Annotated in this window: 15 protein-coding genes and 1 pseudogene; 5 read left to right on the top strand and 11 right to left on the bottom strand. The window is 68.7% G+C overall.

What is annotated here, in order from left to right:
• Nucleotides 1–53: 53 nt before the first annotated feature.
• The 3 genes from GLX30_RS13760 to GLX30_RS13750 form a co-directional block, all read right to left on the bottom strand.
• On the bottom strand, nucleotides 54–686 hold the full coding sequence (locus tag GLX30_RS13760) for a TetR family transcriptional regulator (RefSeq protein ID WP_159688032.1): 633 nt from the start codon (nucleotides 684–686) through the stop codon (nucleotides 54–56).
• Nucleotides 683–2,191: an MFS transporter gene (locus GLX30_RS13755; RefSeq protein ID WP_159688029.1), complete on the bottom strand. Its 1,509-nt coding sequence runs from the start codon at nucleotides 2,189–2,191 to the stop codon at nucleotides 683–685. The genes GLX30_RS13760 and GLX30_RS13755 overlap by 4 nt, the downstream gene beginning before the upstream one ends.
• Nucleotides 2,192–2,287: 96 nt before the next feature.
• Nucleotides 2,288–2,965 carry a hemolysin III family protein gene (locus GLX30_RS13750; RefSeq protein WP_159688026.1) on the bottom strand — a complete coding sequence of 226 codons (678 nt, stop codon included), beginning with the start codon at nucleotides 2,963–2,965 and terminating at the stop codon, nucleotides 2,288–2,290.
• A 207-nt stretch (nucleotides 2,966–3,172) separates the two neighbouring features.
• Between GLX30_RS13750 and GLX30_RS13745 the strand changes: the two genes are divergently transcribed.
• Nucleotides 3,173–4,993: a phosphoenolpyruvate carboxykinase (GTP) gene (locus tag GLX30_RS13745; RefSeq protein WP_159688023.1), complete on the top strand. Its 1,821-nt coding sequence runs from the start codon at nucleotides 3,173–3,175 to the stop codon at nucleotides 4,991–4,993.
• A gap of 154 nt (nucleotides 4,994–5,147) precedes the next feature.
• Here the strand turns inward: GLX30_RS13745 and GLX30_RS13740 are convergent, their stop codons facing one another.
• A complete protein-coding gene (locus GLX30_RS13740) occupies nucleotides 5,148–5,735 on the bottom strand; it encodes a hypothetical protein (protein WP_159688020.1) in 588 nt (195 codons plus the stop codon).
• Nucleotides 5,736–6,503: 768 nt separating this feature from the next.
• Nucleotides 6,504–7,418, bottom strand: a complete 915-nt coding sequence (locus GLX30_RS34640) for a hypothetical protein (RefSeq protein WP_208545414.1) — start codon at nucleotides 7,416–7,418, stop codon at nucleotides 6,504–6,506.
• A gap of 324 nt (nucleotides 7,419–7,742) precedes the next feature.
• Here GLX30_RS34640 and GLX30_RS13730 point away from each other — a divergent pair, with 324 nt between their 5' ends.
• Both GLX30_RS13730 and GLX30_RS13725 read left to right on the top strand, forming a co-directional pair.
• Nucleotides 7,743–9,242: a glycosyltransferase family 39 protein gene (locus GLX30_RS13730; RefSeq protein ID WP_159688017.1), complete on the top strand. Its 1,500-nt coding sequence runs from the start codon at nucleotides 7,743–7,745 to the stop codon at nucleotides 9,240–9,242.
• A gap of 46 nt (nucleotides 9,243–9,288) precedes the next feature.
• On the top strand, nucleotides 9,289–10,377 hold the full coding sequence (locus GLX30_RS13725) for a glycosyltransferase (protein WP_159688014.1): 1,089 nt from the start codon (nucleotides 9,289–9,291) through the stop codon (nucleotides 10,375–10,377).
• Between the two features lie 60 nt (nucleotides 10,378–10,437).
• Here GLX30_RS13725 and GLX30_RS13720 read toward each other — a convergent pair whose 3' ends face one another.
• Together GLX30_RS13720 and GLX30_RS13715 are read right to left on the bottom strand one after the other, a co-directional pair.
• Nucleotides 10,438–10,824, bottom strand: coding sequence for a hypothetical protein (locus tag GLX30_RS13720; RefSeq protein WP_159688011.1), 387 nt, complete (start codon nucleotides 10,822–10,824; stop codon nucleotides 10,438–10,440).
• Nucleotides 10,825–10,924: 100 nt separating this feature from the next.
• Nucleotides 10,925–12,135, bottom strand: a pseudogene (locus GLX30_RS13715) (pyridoxal phosphate-dependent aminotransferase).
• Nucleotides 12,136–12,495: 360 nt separating this feature from the next.
• On the opposite strand from GLX30_RS13715, the gene GLX30_RS13710 reads away from it, so the two are divergent.
• The gene (locus GLX30_RS13710) at nucleotides 12,496–13,329 is read left to right on the top strand and encodes a putative protein N(5)-glutamine methyltransferase (RefSeq protein ID WP_159688006.1); all 834 of its coding nucleotides are present in this window, start codon (nucleotides 12,496–12,498) and stop codon (nucleotides 13,327–13,329) included.
• Between the two features lie 84 nt (nucleotides 13,330–13,413).
• On the opposite strand, the gene GLX30_RS13705 is transcribed toward GLX30_RS13710, so the two are convergent.
• A complete protein-coding gene (locus GLX30_RS13705) occupies nucleotides 13,414–13,647 on the bottom strand; it encodes a chaplin (RefSeq protein WP_159688003.1) in 234 nt (77 codons plus the stop codon).
• Between the two features lie 285 nt (nucleotides 13,648–13,932).
• Entirely contained in the window at nucleotides 13,933–14,343 is a 411-nt protein-coding gene (locus GLX30_RS13700) for a rodlin (protein WP_159688000.1), read from the bottom strand.
• 158 nt (nucleotides 14,344–14,501) lie between these two features.
• On the opposite strand from GLX30_RS13700, the gene GLX30_RS13695 reads away from it, so the two are divergent.
• Nucleotides 14,502–15,143: a vitamin K epoxide reductase family protein gene (locus GLX30_RS13695; protein WP_244258140.1), complete on the top strand. Its 642-nt coding sequence runs from the start codon at nucleotides 14,502–14,504 to the stop codon at nucleotides 15,141–15,143.
• A gap of 68 nt (nucleotides 15,144–15,211) precedes the next feature.
• Here the strand turns inward: GLX30_RS13695 and GLX30_RS13690 are convergent, their stop codons facing one another.
• Both GLX30_RS13690 and GLX30_RS13685 read right to left on the bottom strand, forming a co-directional pair.
• Nucleotides 15,212–15,622, bottom strand: coding sequence for a rodlin (locus GLX30_RS13690; RefSeq protein ID WP_159687997.1), 411 nt, complete (start codon nucleotides 15,620–15,622; stop codon nucleotides 15,212–15,214).
• 193 nt (nucleotides 15,623–15,815) lie between these two features.
• Nucleotides 15,816–16,112, bottom strand: coding sequence for a hypothetical protein (locus GLX30_RS13685; protein WP_159687995.1), 297 nt, complete (start codon nucleotides 16,110–16,112; stop codon nucleotides 15,816–15,818).
• Nucleotides 16,113–16,359: the final 247 nt, after the last annotated feature.

Genomic DNA, 16,359 nt, shown 5'->3' with positions numbered 1-16,359 from the left:
CGCCGCCCGGTACGGCAGCCCGAGAGGCGCAACTTCCCGCCGCTGCCCGGCGGTCAGAGCCGCAGGCCGCCCTCGAGCATGTCCAGCGTGCGGTCCACGAGTGCGACCAGGTCGTCCTGCTGGCCGCGTTCGCCCCAGAGGATCAGGGCCTCGCGCAGCGCGGCCATGACGGCGGCGGTGAAGACCCGTACCTCCAGGTCGTCCGGTTCCCGGCCCGCCCGGTCGGCGATCGGGCGGGCGAGCAGCTGAGAGGTGTCCGCCATCGTCTCGGTCATCCGGGCCCGCAGGGCGGGGACCTCGAGCATCAGCCGGGTGCGCAGCTGCATCTCCTCGGGTTCGTTCTCGAGGATCGCGGCGACGGCGCCGGTCAGGATGATCCGCAGAGACTCGAGCGGCGGTTCGTCCGCCGGACGGGTCCGCAGCACCGCCTCCATGACCGGGTCGTACTCGTCGGTGAGGACGATGTCCTCCTTGGTCGGGAAGTAACGGAAGACCGTGGAAGGAGAGACCTCCGCCGCCGCCGCGATCTGCTCGACCGTGGTCGCGTCGTAGCCCTGATCGGCGATGAGCCGGTACGTGGCCTTGCGGATGGCGATACGGGTCTTGAGCTTCTTGCGCTCCCGCAGCCCCATCGGGGGCTGGTGCTGTTCGAACGGGAGAGGTGCGGTGGCGGCCATGGTCGTCATTGTCGGGCATCCGCCGCCGCCCCTGCCACGTCCGGGGTCACGGCGGCCGAGGTGCTCCTAGGCCTCGGCAGCAGGGCCGCCGCGAGGAGCGCCGTGATCAGCGCCGCGGTCCCGGAGACCAGCAGCACCACACCCATCCCCCTCGCGTACGCGGCGTCCGCCGCCGCGGTGAGCACCGGGTCGCCCAGCAGATGCGCGGCGACCACGGAGTCACCGGCCGCGTCGGGCGCGCCGGCCGGCAGCCGGCTTTCGTAGACGGCCGCCAGCAGCGAACCGATGAGCGCGATCCCGATGGCGCTGCCGACCTGGCGTACGGTCGTCAGCAGTCCGGAGCCGGAGCCCGCGCGGTCCGGCGGCAGAGCGTCGATGGCGGCCGTCATCGCGGGCACCATCGAGAAGCCGAAGCCGAGCCCGGCGACCGACAGCCACAGCGCGGTGAAGCCGTAGCCGCTCTCGAGGGTGACGCGGCTGCCGAGGAAGCCCGCGAAGGCGAGGACGACGAGCCCGGCGGAGATCACGGCGCGGGCGCCGAACCGCTCGGCCAGCGGGGCACTGCCCTTCGCGGCGACGATCAGCCCGCCCATCAACGGCAGCATCCGCACGCCGGTGCCGAAGGCGTCGTTCCCGAGGACGGCCTGCAGATACGGCGGGAGCACGAACATCAGCCCCGCGAGCACGAACATCGCCAGGGTCACGGTCAGGGTGTTGAGCAGGAACGAGCGGTCGGCGAGGAGCGCCATGTCGAGCATGGGCCGCGCGGCGCGCTTCTCCCGCACGACGAGCGCCACGATCAGCACCGCGGCGGCGGCGAGGGCGCCGAGGACCACCGGGTCCGTCCAGCCGCGGACGGGCGCCTCGATGATCCCGTAGATGAGTGCGCCGAGACCGGTGGCGGTCAGCGCCGTGGACAGGATCCCGACCCGGGGTGCCGCGGGGTCGCGGGTCTCCGGCAGCAGGAACAGGCAGGCGGTGATCCCGATCGCGACCATCGGGATGTTGACGACGAAGACGGAGCCCCACCAGAAGTGGTCGAGCAGCCAGCCGCCTACGACCGGCCCGAGCGGCAGCCCGAGCGCGGAGGCGGCAGTGACGATGCCGACGGCCTTGGCCCGCTCCTGGCCGGCGAACAGCGACGGCACGACGGCCATGCTGAGCGGCATCACGAAGGCGGCGCCGACGCCCATGGCCGCGCGCGCGGCGATGACCGTGGTGACGTCGCCGGCGAGCGCGCCGAGGAGTGAGCCGGCCAGGAAGACGCCCAGGCCCGTCACCAGCATCCGCCGGCGGCCGAACCGGTCGCCGACGAGCCCGGCGGGGAGCATCAGGGCGGCGAAGACCACGACGTAGCCGTCCGCCGTCCACTGCAGCTCTCCCGTGGTGGCGCCGAGCTGTTCCGCCATGGCGGGCAGGGTCACGTTCAGGATGGTCATGTCGAAGCCCAGGACGAGCAGGCTCGCGACCATGGCCGCCAGTGCCCACCAGCGCCGGGGGTCGGGTGCGGACATGGCGCACCTCCTTCGGAGAGTGAGTGTCAAGTGACAGTAACTCTCAAAAGGAGGTAAGCGTCAATATGTGATTGTGGTCGGAGCGGACTGCCCGGCTCAGGACTGCCGGTACGCCACCATGGAGATCCCCACGTAGTGGACGATGAACGCCGCGAGTGTGAGGGAGTGGAACACCTCGTGGAAGCCGAACCAGCGCGGCGACGGGTTGGGCCGCTTGAGTCCGTAGATCACGCCGCCCGCGCTGTAGAGCAGCCCGCCGACGACCACCAGCACGAGCACGGCGATGCCGCCCTCGCGCAGGAAGTCGGGCAGGAAGAACACCGCGGCCCACCCCATCGCTATGTAGCAGGGCGTGTACAGCCAGCGCGGGGCGCCCACCCAGAACACCCGGAAGGCGATCCCGGCCACCGCGGCCGCCCAGACCGCCCACAGCAGCACCCGCCCGGTGGACGCGGGGAGCAGGAGCAGCGTGAGCGGCGTGTAGGTGCCCGCGATGATCAGGAAGATGTTGGCGTGGTCCAGCCGGCGCAGTACGGCCGTGGCGCGCGGGCCCCAGTTGCCGCGGTGGTAGAGCGCGCTGACGCCGAAGAGCAGACACGCGGTCACCACGTAGATGCCACAGGCGATCTTGGCCTTGGTCGAGTCCGCGAGTGCGGTGAGGACGATTCCGGCGATCACCACGGCGGGGAACATTCCTGCGTGCAGCCATCCGCGCAGCCTCGGCTTCACCGGGGGCGGGTCGATCTCGGTCACTTCAGGCACGGCTGCAGTCATGCCCGAATGCTACCTACGCAACCGTAGGTAACAGTGACGAGTGGCGATGCTCACGTGAGAGGGCCTCTGGACATATGGGCATTCGGCATCGATGATCAGATGAGTGCGGTCGGCACCGGATGAGCGCCAGCCAAAAGTAGGTACGAAGCATCCGGGTCGCGGCCCCCACGGGGCACAAACCAAACAAACCCTCACTTAGGAGCGATCGTGGCGCGCGACATCGCGGCTCCCAGCGTCCCCACCCATCACCAGGAGCTCATTTCCTGGGTCGACGAGATCGCAGCTGTCACGCAGCCGGACAACATCGTCTGGTGCGACGGCTCGGAGGCCGAGTACGAGCGGCTGGCCGAGGAGCTGGTGGCCAAGGGCACGTTCAAGAAACTGGACCCGATCAAGCGCCCCAACTCCTACTACGCAGCATCCGACCCCTCCGACGTCGCCCGCGTCGAGGACCGCACCTTCATCTGCTCCGAGAAGGAGGAGGACGCGGGCCCGACGAACCACTGGAAGGCGCCGGCGGAGATGAAGGAGATCTTCGCCGGTGAGAAGGGGATCTTCCGCGGCTCGATGAAGGGCCGCACGATGTACGTCGTGCCCTTCTGCATGGGCCCGCTCGGCTCGCCGCTCTCCGCGATCGGCGTCGAGATCACCGACTCCGCGTACGTCGCCGTCTCCATGCGCACCATGACCCGCATGGGGCAGGCCGTCCTCGACGAGCTGGGCGAGGACGGCTTCTTCGTCAAGGCCGTCCACACGCTCGGCGCACCCCTGGCGGAGGGTGAGGCCGACGTCCCGTGGCCGTGCAACTCCACCAAGTACATCTCGCACTTCCCCGAGACCCGGGAGATCTGGTCCTACGGCTCCGGCTACGGCGGCAACGCCCTGCTCGGAAAGAAGTGCTACGCGCTGCGCATCGCGTCCGTCATGGCCCGCGACGAGGGCTGGCTCGCCGAGCACATGCTGATCCTCAAGCTCACCCCGCCGCAGGGCGAGTCCAAGTACGTGGCCGCCGCGTTCCCGTCCGCCTGCGGCAAGACCAACCTCGCCATGCTGGAGCCCACGATCTCCGGCTGGACGGTCGAGACCATCGGCGACGACATCGCCTGGATGCGCTTCGGCGAGGACGGCCGCCTCTACGCGATCAACCCCGAGGCCGGCTTCTTCGGCGTCGCGCCCGGCACCGGTGAGCACACCAACGCCAACGCCATGAAGACGCTCTGGGGCAACGCCGTCTTCACCAACGTCGCGCTCACCGACGACGGCGACGTGTGGTGGGAGGGCATGACCGAGGAGCCGCCGGCCCACCTCACGGACTGGAAGGGCAACGACTGGACGCCCGGGTCCGCGACCCCGGCCGCCCACCCCAACGCCCGCTTCACCGTCCCGGCCTCACAGTGCCCGATCGCCGCGCCGGAGTGGGAGGACCCGAAGGGTGTGCCGATCTCGGCGATCCTCTTCGGCGGCCGCCGCGCCTCCGCCGTCCCGCTGGTGACCGAGTCCTTCAACTGGCAGCACGGCGTCTTCCTCGGCGCGAACGTCGCCTCCGAGAAGACCGCCGCCGCCGAGGGCAAGGTCGGCGAGCTGCGCCGCGACCCGTTCGCCATGCTGCCGTTCTGCGGCTACAACATGGGCGACTACATGGCCCACTGGCTCAAGGTCGGCGCCGACGCGGACGCGTCCAAGCTGCCGAAGATCTACTACGTGAACTGGTTCCGCAAGAACGACGCCGGCAAGTTCGTCTGGCCCGGCTTCGGCGAGAACAGCCGCGTGCTGAAGTGGATCGTGGAGCGCCTCGAGGGCAAGGCCGAGGGTGTCGAGACGCCGATCGGCATCCTGCCGACGCGCGACGCGCTCGACACCGAGGGCCTGGAGATGCCGGAGGAGGACCTCGACTTCCTGCTCAAGGTCGACACCGAGGTCTGGCGCGAGGAGGCCGCTCTCGTTCCCGAGCACCTCAACACCTTCGGCGACCACACGCCCAAGGAGCTGTGGGACGAGTACCGCGCACTGGTGGCCCGCCTCGGCTGAGCCACCCCCATAGGCCGCGTGGCGGGGCGCCCCGACATCCGCCCTGACCAGTGGGGGTCACGAACGACCCGCCACGCGTGAACGGCCCCGGAGCCCCCTCAGGCTCCGGGGGCCGAAGTTCTGTCCGGCGTGTCCAGGTGCGGTCAGGGCCGCGTCAAGATGTGGCCCTGCCGCCTACGGGCGTTTCCGTGGCGGCGGCGTTCTGCACCGGCGTAGCTGATCCCGGTACGCAGTACGCGTAGGCCTGGCCGTCCTCGTTCTCGGTGTTCGTCGGGGGATTGTCGAGGTCAACTCGCCAGCTGTCACCCGGGTTGGTGGTAGTGACCTGCCGGGAGAAGCCCGGTACCCCTCCGACGGTGAAGTTGTGCCCACCGGAGATCGCCACCTGGCCCTCCGGACAGACGGCAATGCTCGTTTCGGAGCCGCCCGGAGCCACGTCGACGGTGTTCCCCTCCACCTCCGTGACCTCGATCGCGTTGCCCTTGCACCTGTCCTTGTCCTTGTCGTCCATCAGAACCCTGGAGCCGGAGAGCTCCGTGTCGGACTTGCGGTCCGTGCACTCGTCTCCCGCAGGCGACTCGTGTGCGGGGCCGACCTGCTGCCCGCTGAGGCCGACGGCCGCCGCATTGCCGGAGAGGCCCACCACCACGAGGGCCACCGCTGCCATTGCGCTGCTGGCGAGCTGCCTGCCTCGCTGAGGCACCGGGCCGACGCGGGAAGAAGTCCTGTTCGCAGGACGCATGTTGATCCTCCTTGTGGAACGAGACGTGATTTCGGAAGCTGCTCAGCTTCCCCCGGCATCATTCGGTGGCGTGCGCGATGCGGTTCATGGACACGCGGAGTGGTCCTCCCATTGGGCCAGTCCTCTCGCGACGAACTAGTTCTCCGATCGACCTGGCGAACGGTAAGACGGCGGTGGAATTCGTCTCGGAGGGCGACCTCGACGGCAACCGCCTTGCGGGCCGCGGTCTCGAACAATTCAAGGACAGCTCCCGTCTGATCGCCGCTATGACCAATGGACACGGCAACGCCTTCTGGCTGCACGTCATCCAGCCGCCGGCCGCCCAGTCCGACTCCCGCTTCGTCGGCCCGCTGACGCGCACCCCGCTCCAGGCCGTTGTCGGTGAATCGTTGGGCCATCCGCGACCGCCTGGAACCGGCTGGCCCGGCGCCGAGGCGGTCAAGGCGACCGCCGGACGCACCCCTTCACGATGCTGGACGTGCCCGACGCCGTCGGCAGCGCGACCTATGCGGTCTCCTTCCTCGGCGACATGACCCACCGGCCGGCCGAGGACGTCTCGCTCACGATCGACGTGGCGAAGGCCGGGTCAAGGACCTGCCGCGCGCACGGCGCAACGCGACGTACACGGTGTCGTACGGAGGCGACGACCTGCACACCGGCAGCGGGGCGTCTTCGACGGTGTTCGTCACGCGCTGAGCCCGCACATGCGTGTGCCGTGCCCGGTCGGCGCCGGGCACGGCACACGCGTCGATCGCTACCGGTCCGGGGTTACTTCATGTCCTTGGCACGGTGGTTCAGCTCCGCGCCGGGGGCCCGGTCGAGAGCGGCCGCTGTGCCGTTAATGGGCGGGTCACCCGGGGTTGGTGTCGACAGTTCCTCCCAGACTTCGTCGCAGTCGAGCGCGAACGGATCACCGGGAACGCCCACCTCGCAGGTGGTCTCGAAGACCTCTCCCTCCGTGGTCAGCACCTGGACAGAGACGCCGCCCGCGGCGTTGGTCTGGCTGGCGATGGAGATGGCGCACGCGTCGTCGGGGTAGTTCGTCCCCGGGTCGTCCGTGAGGTCGTACCAAATGAAGGGGCCAGGCTCGGTGCCCGTGAGGCTGCGGATCCCGGCGTACGCCACGCCGTCGCTCAGCACCGCCTTCAGGTCGACCGCGTTGCTCGGTCGGTAGGCGTCCACGTCGACGCACGGCCCAGCCGGGCCGGTGTCGCCCGTGTCGCCCTGCGGGCCGGTGTCGCCGGTGTCGCCCTGCGGGCCGGTGTCGCCGGTGTCGCCGCCGCCAGGTCCGGGCGGGCCCGTCGGGCCGGTGTCGCCCGTGTCGCCCTGCGGGCCCGTGTCACCGGTGTCGCCCTGCGGGCCCGTGTCACCGGTGTCGCCCTGCGGGCCGGTGTCGCCGGTGTCGCCCTTGCCCTTGCACTTGTCGTGGCCGAGGTCGAAGTCGTCGCCCATCGGACCGATGAAGCGGGAAAGCTCCAGGTCGTAGCCGTCGTCCTTGCACTCGTCCCCTTCAGGGGACTCGTACGCCGGGCCTGCCTGCTGCGGGGTCATGCCGACCGCCACCGCGCTGCCGGAGAAGCCGAGCATCAGCAGGGTCACCGATGCCATCGCGCCACCGACGAGCCACCTGCCACGCCGCGGAAGCGGACCGAAGCCGCCGGGGGTCCTGTTTTCAGGACTCATGTGAATTGCTCCTTGTCGAACTGGGGGAAGCTCAGCCGCTTCCCAGGGCATCATTCGGCGAGGAACGCAATTCGGTTGAGAGGCACGCAGAATGAGTCAACACAATGGGCTAGCAGGCCCTTGTCGATTCAACCAGGCTGTATTGTCGGTCGTTTATATCCCTGTTCGGGCTGCGGGCGAGATGCGTGAAATACCAGGGTGATCGAGTGACCGGTTGAATGATCCGGTTTGTATGTGCCACTTGCGGCAGCCGATCAGGCGAATGATGTCCTTCCCGTACGTGGCTGACACAGCAGGACGCCGCGGGAGCGCTATCACTGTTCCGTGACGACTCTTATCCGTCCGACCGAGAACGACGCAGAGGCCGAGCCGAAGGCCGCGCGGCGACGCTCCTCACTCGCGCAGGCGGGCCTGTGGCTGTGGCCGGCGCTGACCACCCTGATGCTCGCGGCCCACTCGATCAACGCACCGCAATTGGGGACCGACGAACTGGTCACCTGGGACGTGGGCACCCGCAGCCTGGACCAGGTGCTGGGCCTGCTGCACAACGTCGACGCGGTGCACGCCACGTACTACCTCCTGATGCACGGGTGGATGGCGGCATTCGGGGACTCGCACACCGCCATGCGCATGCCCTCCGCCTTGGCCATGAGCGCGACTGCCGCTCTCGTGGCGTTGATCGGGTACCGGCTCTTCGGCCGGCGGGCCGGGATGTGCGCCGGGCTGCTCTTCGCCGTGATCCCCGTCGTGAGCCGGTTCGGTCAGGAGGCCCGCAGCTACGCCCTGGTGGTCATGGCCGCGACATTGGCGACGTTCTTGCTGCTCCGGGCGCTGGACAGAACCCGTAGCTGGGGCCGCTGGGCCGGATATGCCTTGTGTCTGATGCTCGTCGGGCTGCTTCACCTGGTCGCGCTGTGCATTCTCCCGGGGCATCTGGTCGCAGTCGCCCTCCGCTCCCGACAGGAGCAGGGGGTTTTCTGGCGCTTCTGCGTCGCGGCTCTCGCCGGTGCGGCCGGTACCGCCCCTGTCATCGTGCTGGGCCTGTCGCACGCCTCCCGCCAGATTTTCTGGGTCCCAGAGCCGGACGCGTGGGGGCTGGTCGAAATCTGGCCTCAGGTGTTCGCCTCGGCCCTGTGTGCCGGAGCCGTCATCACTCTGGCCGCGCTGGCGGGTAAGGAACGCCGCGACGCTCTTGTGCTGTGCGCCACGGTGGCTGTGCTGCCGCCGCTGATCCTCTGGGCGGCGTCCCACGGGGACATCTCGTACTTCCGCTACCAGTACGTCATGTTCACCGTCCCGGCCTGGGCGGTACTGGCGGGGGCGGGACTGGCCGCGGTGACGCGGTCCTGGCTGACGGCCGGCGCCGCTATGACCGTTCTCGCGCTGCTCGTGCTGCCCGACCAGCGCAGGATGCGAGGGGAGTTCCAGCATGATGTGCAGCACAACGCGGACTACGCGGGAGCCGCACGGACCATCGAGAAGTACTACCGCTCCGGGGACGGAGCGGTCTACGTCAGGGGTGCTCCGTGGATGCTCGACCAGGGAGTCCGCTATTACCTGCCGGCCGACGTGAAGCCGCGGGAGGTGTTCCTCGACCGCACGGCGGCCGAGAACAACGAACTGGCTCCGGTCTATTGCGGGAAGCCGGTCAAATGCCTCAAGGGTGAGAGCCGGGTTTGGGTGGTCGTTCCGGGCAATGCGTCCGACCCGCTCGACACCGTCCCCTTGGGCCAGCAGATGGCGCTGCGTGCGGCATACACCACTTTTGGTACGGAACGTCTCAGCGGTCTGACAGTCACCCTGCTTCAGCGCAAGAAGTCATAGCTCCTGATCTTGGATGGGACCAGTGAAACCAACGGTCTGCCTCAATATGATCGTCAAGGACGAGGCGCATGTGATCCGGCGCTGCCTCGAATCCGTTCGCCCTCTGCTCGACACCTGGGTCATCGTCGACACAGGCTCGACCGACGGCACCCAGGACGTCATCCGGGACACCTTCGCCGATTTCCCAGGCACCTTGTACGAACGCCCCTGGAAGGGGTTCGACAAGAGCCGGAGCGAGGCGATCGAACTCGCCCGCGACAAGGCGGACTACCTGCTGTTCATCGACGCGGACGACGTGATGGAGGTGGAGTCCGGATTCCGTATGCCGAAGCTGACTCACGACGCCTACAGCGTCGCACTGCACCACGGGTCCATGATCCACTGGCGTCGCGCCCTCGTCTCGACCCGCCTGCCCTGGCGCTATGTCGGCGTGCTGCACGAGTACATCGAGTGTGGAATGCCGTACAGCCGGGGGATGTTGAAAGGTGCCAACATTCGCACCCTGGGCGGCGGCGCGCGCCTGAAGGAAGGTCAGCGGCAGAAATATCTGCGTGATGTCGAGATCCTCACACAGGGCTTGATCGACGAGCCCGACAACGCCCGCTACGTGTTCTACCTCGCGCAGAGCTGGCGCGACGCCGGTGAACCGGAGAAGGCGATCGCCGTCTACGAGCGCAGGGCAGCCATGGGCGGCTGGCCCCAGGAGGTCTTCTGCGCCTACCTCAACGCCGCCCGGCTCGCCGCCAGGGTCGACCGGCCGGCGTCCGAGGTGATGGACCGCTATCTGCGCGCGCACGAGAGCCGCCCGTCGCGCGCCGAAGCCCTCGGCAACCTCGCGCGCTACTGCCGCGTCAAGGGCCGACGCTGGCCGCTCGCCTATCTCTTTGCGAAGCAGGCAGCGCGGATTCCGTTCCCGAGCGACATCCTGTTCGTCGACCGCGACTGGTACACCTGGCGCTCGCTCGACGAACTCGCCATCGCCGCCTACTGGGTGGGGGAGTACGAGGAGTCGAAGCAGTGCTGCGAACGGCTCCTCGTCGATGGCAAGTTGCCTGAGGAGCAACGCGATCGTGTGACCCGGAACCTGGAGTTCGCGCTGAACAAGCTGGGTTCGAAAGAACTCGTGCGCGCCTGACCCGGCGGGGCGGAGAAGTGGCACCCGGTCCGGAGCCTCCCCGGCCCCGGACCGGGGCCGTCAGGGGGCGCCGACCAGATGCTGGTTCTTGAGCGCGGCGGTATGCGCGTCCATCCGCTCGGCGGAGAGGATCGCGGCGGCGGTGTCGGCGCGCGACGCGGCGACGACGAGGGCCCGGCCGGCGAGCGCGAGAGCGCGCCGGTGCAGGTCGGCCGGGTCGGCGCCGCTGAGGCCCGCGTGGCGTGCCGGCGGTGCGCCACGCAGCCTCGAGACCTGCTCGGCGATGGCGTCCGCCGCCTGGTCGAGGCCCAGTTCGTCGGTCACGGCCAGGAGTGCGGCGAGGTGGCCGGCCAGCTGGATGTCCAGCTCCTCCTCGCGGCTGCGGTGGGGGTACTGCGCCTCGTCGGCCATCGAGTGGACCGACTTGGTGCGGATCGGCTCGTACATGGGGATGGCCTCCTGCTCACAGTCAGGAGACCATCCTACATTGGATCGAGTCTAAAGTTGAGTCGCTTCGGGATTCCCGTGGCAGGTGCCCCGACGACGTCTACGGCTGTCCGTATCCGTCCAGGAACGTGCCGATCCGGGTCACGGCGTCCGCCAGGTCCTTCGCCGTCGGCAGGGTCACGATCCGGAAGTGGTCCGGCTCGGGCCAGTTGAAGCCCGTGCCGTGGACGACCATGATCTTCTCGGCCCGCAGCAGGTCGAGCACCATCTGCCGGTCGTCCTTGATCTTGTAGACCTTGGGTCGAGCCGCGGGAACAGATAGAGCGCCCCCTTCGGCTTCACACAGGTCACCCCGGGGATCTGCGTCAGCAGGTCGTACGCGACGTCCCGCTGCTCCAGGATCCGTCCCCCCGGCAGCACCAGATCCTCGATCGACTGCCTTCCGCCGAGCGCCGTGGCCACCGCGTGCTGCGAGGGCATGTTGGCGCACAGCCGCATGTTGGCGAGGATCGTCAGTCCCTCGATGTACGAGGATGCGTGCGCCTTGGGGCCGCAGACCGCCATCCAGCCCGCCCGGTAACCGGCCACCCGGTAGTTCTTGGACAGCCCGTTGAAGGTGAGGACCATCAGGTCCGGGGCGAGGGCGGCGGTGGGGGTGTGGGTCGCGCCGTCGTACAGGATCCGGTCGTAGATCTCGTCGGAGCAGACCACCAGATTGTGGCGCCGGGCGATCTCGGTGAGGCTGCGCAGCATCTCGTCGTCGTAGACGGCGCCCGTCGGGTTGTTCGGGTTGATGATCACGATCGCCTTGGTGCGGTCGGTGATCTTGCGCTCGATGTCGGCGAGGTCGGGCATCCAGTCGGACTGCTCGTCGCACCGGTAGTGCACGGCCGTGCCGCCGGACAGCGACACCGACGCCGTCCACAGCGGGTAGTCGGGCGCCGGTACGAGTACCTCGTCGCCGTCGTCGAGCAGCGCCTGCATCGACATCTGGATCAGCTCGGAGACGCCGTTGCCCAGATAGATGTCCTCGACGCCGAGCTCGATGCCCTTGGTCTGATAGTGCTGCATCACCGCCCGACGTGCGGACAGCAGCCCCTTCGCGTCGCCGTAACCGTGGGCGGTGCTGAGGTTGCGGAGGATGTCCTCGAGGATCTCCGGCGGGCACTCGAACCCGAAGGCGGCCGGGTTTCCGGTGTTCAGCTTGAGGATGCGATGACCTGCCGCCTCGAGCCGCATTGCCTCCTCGAGGACCGGGCCCCGGATTTCGTAACAGACGTTTGCGAGCTTCGTGGACTGGATCACCTGCATGTCTGTGAGCTTACGGGCGCATAACGCTGATCGCTCCATGTTTTGGGCCACCGGATGCACGGGGGTGAATGTCTGCTTTGTTGCTCACCGGGTGGCACGGTCGCGGCCCCTTCGAAATCGGGGCGAGGGAGGCCGGACGCCTGTGAATCCGGGAGTCGGCGGCAGGGGTGTTGCCCTCGTCACCTTCCGGTAAGGTGATCCGCCCGAGCAGTGCTCCCGGGATCCGGGAGCGGTGCCATGACCGAGGAGGTGAGTCCCATTCCCGCAGTAGCAGGCTGGGCGCCCTCTCCCACAGCCGTACGGTCCACCGGGCACAGGTGACCGCGAGGGCGCCCCCGTCGGTGCCCCCGAAAGGCTTTCATGTCGGTCTTCGAGCTCTACCCGTCCCCTTCCTCCGTCTCCTCCGTCGTCTCCGCGCTCCGCTCCGCGGGCTGCGTCTTCGCCGAGGACGAGGCGGAACTGTTGATCTCCGCGGCACGCGACCACCACGAGCTCGCCGCCATGGTCGAGCGGCGCGTCCTCGGTCTCCCTCTGGAGCACGTACTCGGCTGGGCCGAGTTCTGCGGTGTACGCGTGGCCGTCGACCCCGGGGTCTTCGTGCCTCGTCGCCGCAGTGAGTTCCTCGTCGGCCGGGCGATCGCCCTGGCCCCGCCCCGCCCCGTCGTCGTCGACCTGTGCTGCGGTTCCGGAGCGCTGGGGGCGGCGGTGCTGCGTGCCGTCGGCGCCGGTGAGTTGCACGCCGCCGACATCGAGCCCGCCGCAGTGCGGTGCGCCCGGCGCAACGTCGAGCCCGTCGGCGGCCGGGTCCACCAGGGGGATCTCTACGACCCGCTGCCGGCCCCGCTGGCCGGCCGGGTCGACGTGCTGATCGCCAACGCCCCCTACGTACCCACCGGCGACATCGGGCTGCTGCCGCCGGAGGCCCGCGACTTCGAGCCCTTGGTTGCTCTCGACGGCGGCGCCGACGGGCTCGACATCCAGCGGCGGGTGACCGCGCGGGCCGGCCGGTGGCTGGCGCCCGGCGGGTCCCTGCTCATCGAGACCAGCGGGCGGCAGGCGCCCGCCACCGTGGCCGCTTTCACCCGCCACGGACTGGAGGCGGAGGTGGCCGTCTGCGAGGACCTGGACGCCACCGTCGTCATCGGGACGAGGCCCCGTCACCACGACGGCGCGGACGGCACCCGGACCGGCTGACCCGGCGGCCGGCATGGCAGGGCCCCGGGGCGATGGCGCACCCGGGGCCCTGCCGGACGGCGCCGAAAGCGCCGGCCTGAAGTGTCAGACGTTGGCGCAGCCGTTGCCCGCGGCCGGGTTCAGCAGGCCGATCACGTTGATCGTGTTGCCGCAGGCGTTGATCGGGATGTGGACCGGGATCTGGACGACGTTACCGGAGAGCAGGCCCGGCGAGCCGGCGGCGACGCCGTCGACATGCGTGTCGGCCATGGCGGGCGCCGCACTGCCCAGGGCCATGATGATGCCCGCGACGACGGCTGCAGCCTTCATGTGCTTCATTTCGATCCTCTCAGCAGTGACACCATGCGTGGCCACGACCTTCGCGCCACGCTGCCGGATTCTGTGCAGGCGTGCGTCACCGCAGAACTAGTAACCCTTTGTTTCCCGCTCGGAAGCCATTCCGAGGCCGGTGTCCGGAAAAGTCACTCGGATGCCTCATGATTCATTCTTCGAACCGCGTTCCGGATTTCGCACCCGAATTCTGTGATCTGGCTGCTCATCTGTTCCGGACAAGACAGCGCCCCCGGGCGCGGGTAGCGCTCGGGGCGTGCCGGGGAGGTGCGACTAGTCGATGGCCGACCCGTTGCCGGACAGGACGGGGATGTCGCTGAGGATGTGCGACAGGGGCTCGTCACCCTTGGCCTGGGTGGAGTTCTCGACGCACTGCTGGTTCTGCGGGGCCGACAGGATCGGGATGTCCTGGACGCCGATGTTCAGGAGGCCGACGATGTTCTGGACGTTGGCCTTGGCCGGGAGGCCGATGCACGGCTTGTTGAGCGAGCCCTGGATGAGGCTCATCTGCGGGCTCATGTCGCCGTAGGTGGCGGAGTTGCCGTACTCCTGCGAGGCGAAGTTGCCGCTCGCCGAGTTGGTGCCCCCGTCGTTGCCGAGAGCCAGAGCCTGCGGGGCCATCATTGCGCCGGCACCCGCCATGGAAGCGGTGACCATGGCCGTCGTCAGAATCTTCTTGATCACTTACTTGTCCCTTTTCGCTATGAACGCTCGAACGAGGAGCAAGCTGATCAACTGCTTCGGGGCTGTTTGGTTCCGGGCGTTCACCCGAATGCCGCAATGTGGAGCGGGACTGGTGCACAATTGGCGGCCCTGCAAGCTATCCGATCGGTGAATTCAATATGACAATTTTGGCTACCGGGCCTGTGTCCGCCGAGGAGAAGGGACGGCGCCGGGCCGTCAAGGAAGGCGTCGGAGGCAGCCGGGCTCTCGCCTGGCTGCTCGTGATCACGGGCGCGGCGGGGCTGCTGGCGTCGTGGGTCATCACGATCGACAAGATCAAGCTCGCCGAGGACCCCGGCTTCACACCCGGCTGCAGCCTCAACCCGGTGGTCTCCTGTGGCAGCGTCATGGAGAGCGACCAGGCGACGGTCTTCGGTTTCCCCAACCCGATGCTCGGCCTCGCGACGTACTCCGTGGTGATCGGTGTCGGCATGGCGCTGCTGGCCGGCGCTCGCTTCGGGCGGGCGTACTGGCTGACCCTCAACGCGGGCACCCTCTTCGGGGTCGGCTTCTGCACCTGGCTGCAGTACCAGTCGCTGTACGAGATCAACGCGTTGTGCCTGTGGTGCTCCCTGGCCTGGGTCGCCACGATCTTCATGTTCTGGTCGGTGACCGCGCACAACGTCCGCCACCGGCTGCTGCCCGCGCCGGCCTGGCTGCGGGGCTTCCTCGACGAGTTCACCTGGGTGCCGCCGGTCCTGCACACGGGCGTGGTCGGCATGATGGTCCTGACCCGCTGGTGGGACTTCTGGACCTCCTGAAGCGGCGCGCGACGACGAAGGACCCCGGCGGCCGCAGGGCCGCCGGGGTCCTTCGTCGTGCGGGGCGACTAGTCGACCGCCGAGCGGTTGCCCGACAGGACCGGGATGTCGTTGAGGATGTGCGACAGGGGCTCGTCACCCTTGGCCTGGGTGGAGTTCTCGACGCACTGCTGGTTCTGCGGGGCCGACAGGATCGGGATGTCCTGGACGCCGACGTTCACGAAGGCGAGGATGTTCTGGACGTTGCCCTTGACCGGGAGGCCGATGCAGGGCTTGTTGAGCGAGCCCTGGACGAGGCTCATCTGCGGGCTCATCTTGCCGTGCGTCACGGCGTTGCCGTAGCTCTGCGAGGCGCCGTTGCCGCTCAGCGAGTTGGTGCCGCCGTCGTTGCCGAGGGCCATAGCCTGCGGCGCCATGGCCGCGCCGGCGGCCGCCACGGAGAGCGCCAGCGCTGCCGTAGCCGTAACCTTCTTCAGCATTTTCTGTCCTTCTGTTGCATGGATGCCCGCCGTTGGAGCTCCCTGGACAACCGTCGATTTCCGCGTTTGGTTCTCCCGGTTCACTCCAACGGCCCTGGGCCGGGACTCCGGTCGCCGCGGTGGGGGACGGCATGCGGGGCGGCCCCGCCGCAGGTCGTCGGCGGGGCCGCCCCGGTCTGTGGCGTCCGGCGTGTCAGCCGCCCAGTGAGAGACCACCCAGCATCGGCGTCAGCGAGCCGGCCGTCCGCAGCGCCTGCTCAGGGGCGTCGCCCTTGACGTTGTTGAGTTCGGTGACGCTGCTCGCGGCCTGGTTCGCCGCGGAGCCCGCCTCGACCGAGTCCATCTGCGGAAGCGCGGTCGCCAGCTCGGCGACACCGCCGTTGAGGCTCATGGGCGGCATGTCCGCCGAACCGGCGGCGAAGGCAGGAGAGGCAGCCCCCAGCGCCGCAACGGAGCCGGCAATGATCGCAGCAGCCTTCGAGTACTTCATCTTTTCGAATCCCTTTCCCCGGCGGGTTCTCCGCCGTCGACAGGGGTAACGAGCCGTAGGCGTACGGGAAACCCCGCGACCCGGCCCTTTCTTCACCGCCCGGCTGACCGCCGCCCGCACGCGGCTCCTCTCAACGACCGAACAACGAAAGGGTTTTGGGGAGTCACTCGTTGGACTGGCGCCGCCCGGACCATTCATACGTCGCCGCCATGTGTGACAAGCCGTATGTAAGGCGAATGAGATGGCA

It is taken from the genome of Streptomyces sp. Tu 2975 (assembly GCF_009832925.1).
Classification (GTDB): Bacteria; Actinomycetota; Actinomycetes; order Streptomycetales; family Streptomycetaceae; genus Streptomyces.
The sequence above is the reverse complement of the archived record's forward strand: the minus strand, read 5'-3'. Positions and strand labels throughout refer to the sequence as shown.

Excerpts from the sequence above, each read along its gene's own strand:
- GLX30_RS13705 (WP_159688003.1), bottom strand. The coding sequence starts at position 13,647 with ATGAAGCACATGAAGGCTGCAGCCGTCGTCGCGGGCATCATCATGGCC.
- GLX30_RS13750 (WP_159688026.1), bottom strand. The coding sequence starts at position 2,965 with ATGACTGCAGCCGTGCCTGAAGTGACCGAGATCGACCCGCCCCCGGTG.
- GLX30_RS13760 (WP_159688032.1), bottom strand. The coding sequence starts at position 686 with ATGACGACCATGGCCGCCACCGCACCTCTCCCGTTCGAACAGCACCAG.
- GLX30_RS13695 (WP_244258140.1), top strand. The coding sequence starts at position 14,502 with ATGACAATTTTGGCTACCGGGCCTGTGTCCGCCGAGGAGAAGGGACGG.
- GLX30_RS13710 (WP_159688006.1), top strand. The coding sequence starts at position 12,496 with ATGTCGGTCTTCGAGCTCTACCCGTCCCCTTCCTCCGTCTCCTCCGTC.
- GLX30_RS34640 (WP_208545414.1), bottom strand. The coding sequence starts at position 7,418 with ATGAGTCCTGAAAACAGGACCCCCGGCGGCTTCGGTCCGCTTCCGCGG.
- GLX30_RS13755 (WP_159688029.1), bottom strand. The coding sequence starts at position 2,191 with ATGTCCGCACCCGACCCCCGGCGCTGGTGGGCACTGGCGGCCATGGTC.
- GLX30_RS13725 (WP_159688014.1), top strand. The coding sequence starts at position 9,289 with ATGATCGTCAAGGACGAGGCGCATGTGATCCGGCGCTGCCTCGAATCC.
- GLX30_RS13690 (WP_159687997.1), bottom strand. The coding sequence starts at position 15,622 with ATGCTGAAGAAGGTTACGGCTACGGCAGCGCTGGCGCTCTCCGTGGCG.
- GLX30_RS13685 (WP_159687995.1), bottom strand. The coding sequence starts at position 16,112 with ATGAAGTACTCGAAGGCTGCTGCGATCATTGCCGGCTCCGTTGCGGCG.
- GLX30_RS13720 (WP_159688011.1), bottom strand. The coding sequence starts at position 10,824 with ATGTACGAGCCGATCCGCACCAAGTCGGTCCACTCGATGGCCGACGAG.
- GLX30_RS13740 (WP_159688020.1), bottom strand. The coding sequence starts at position 5,735 with ATGCGTCCTGCGAACAGGACTTCTTCCCGCGTCGGCCCGGTGCCTCAG.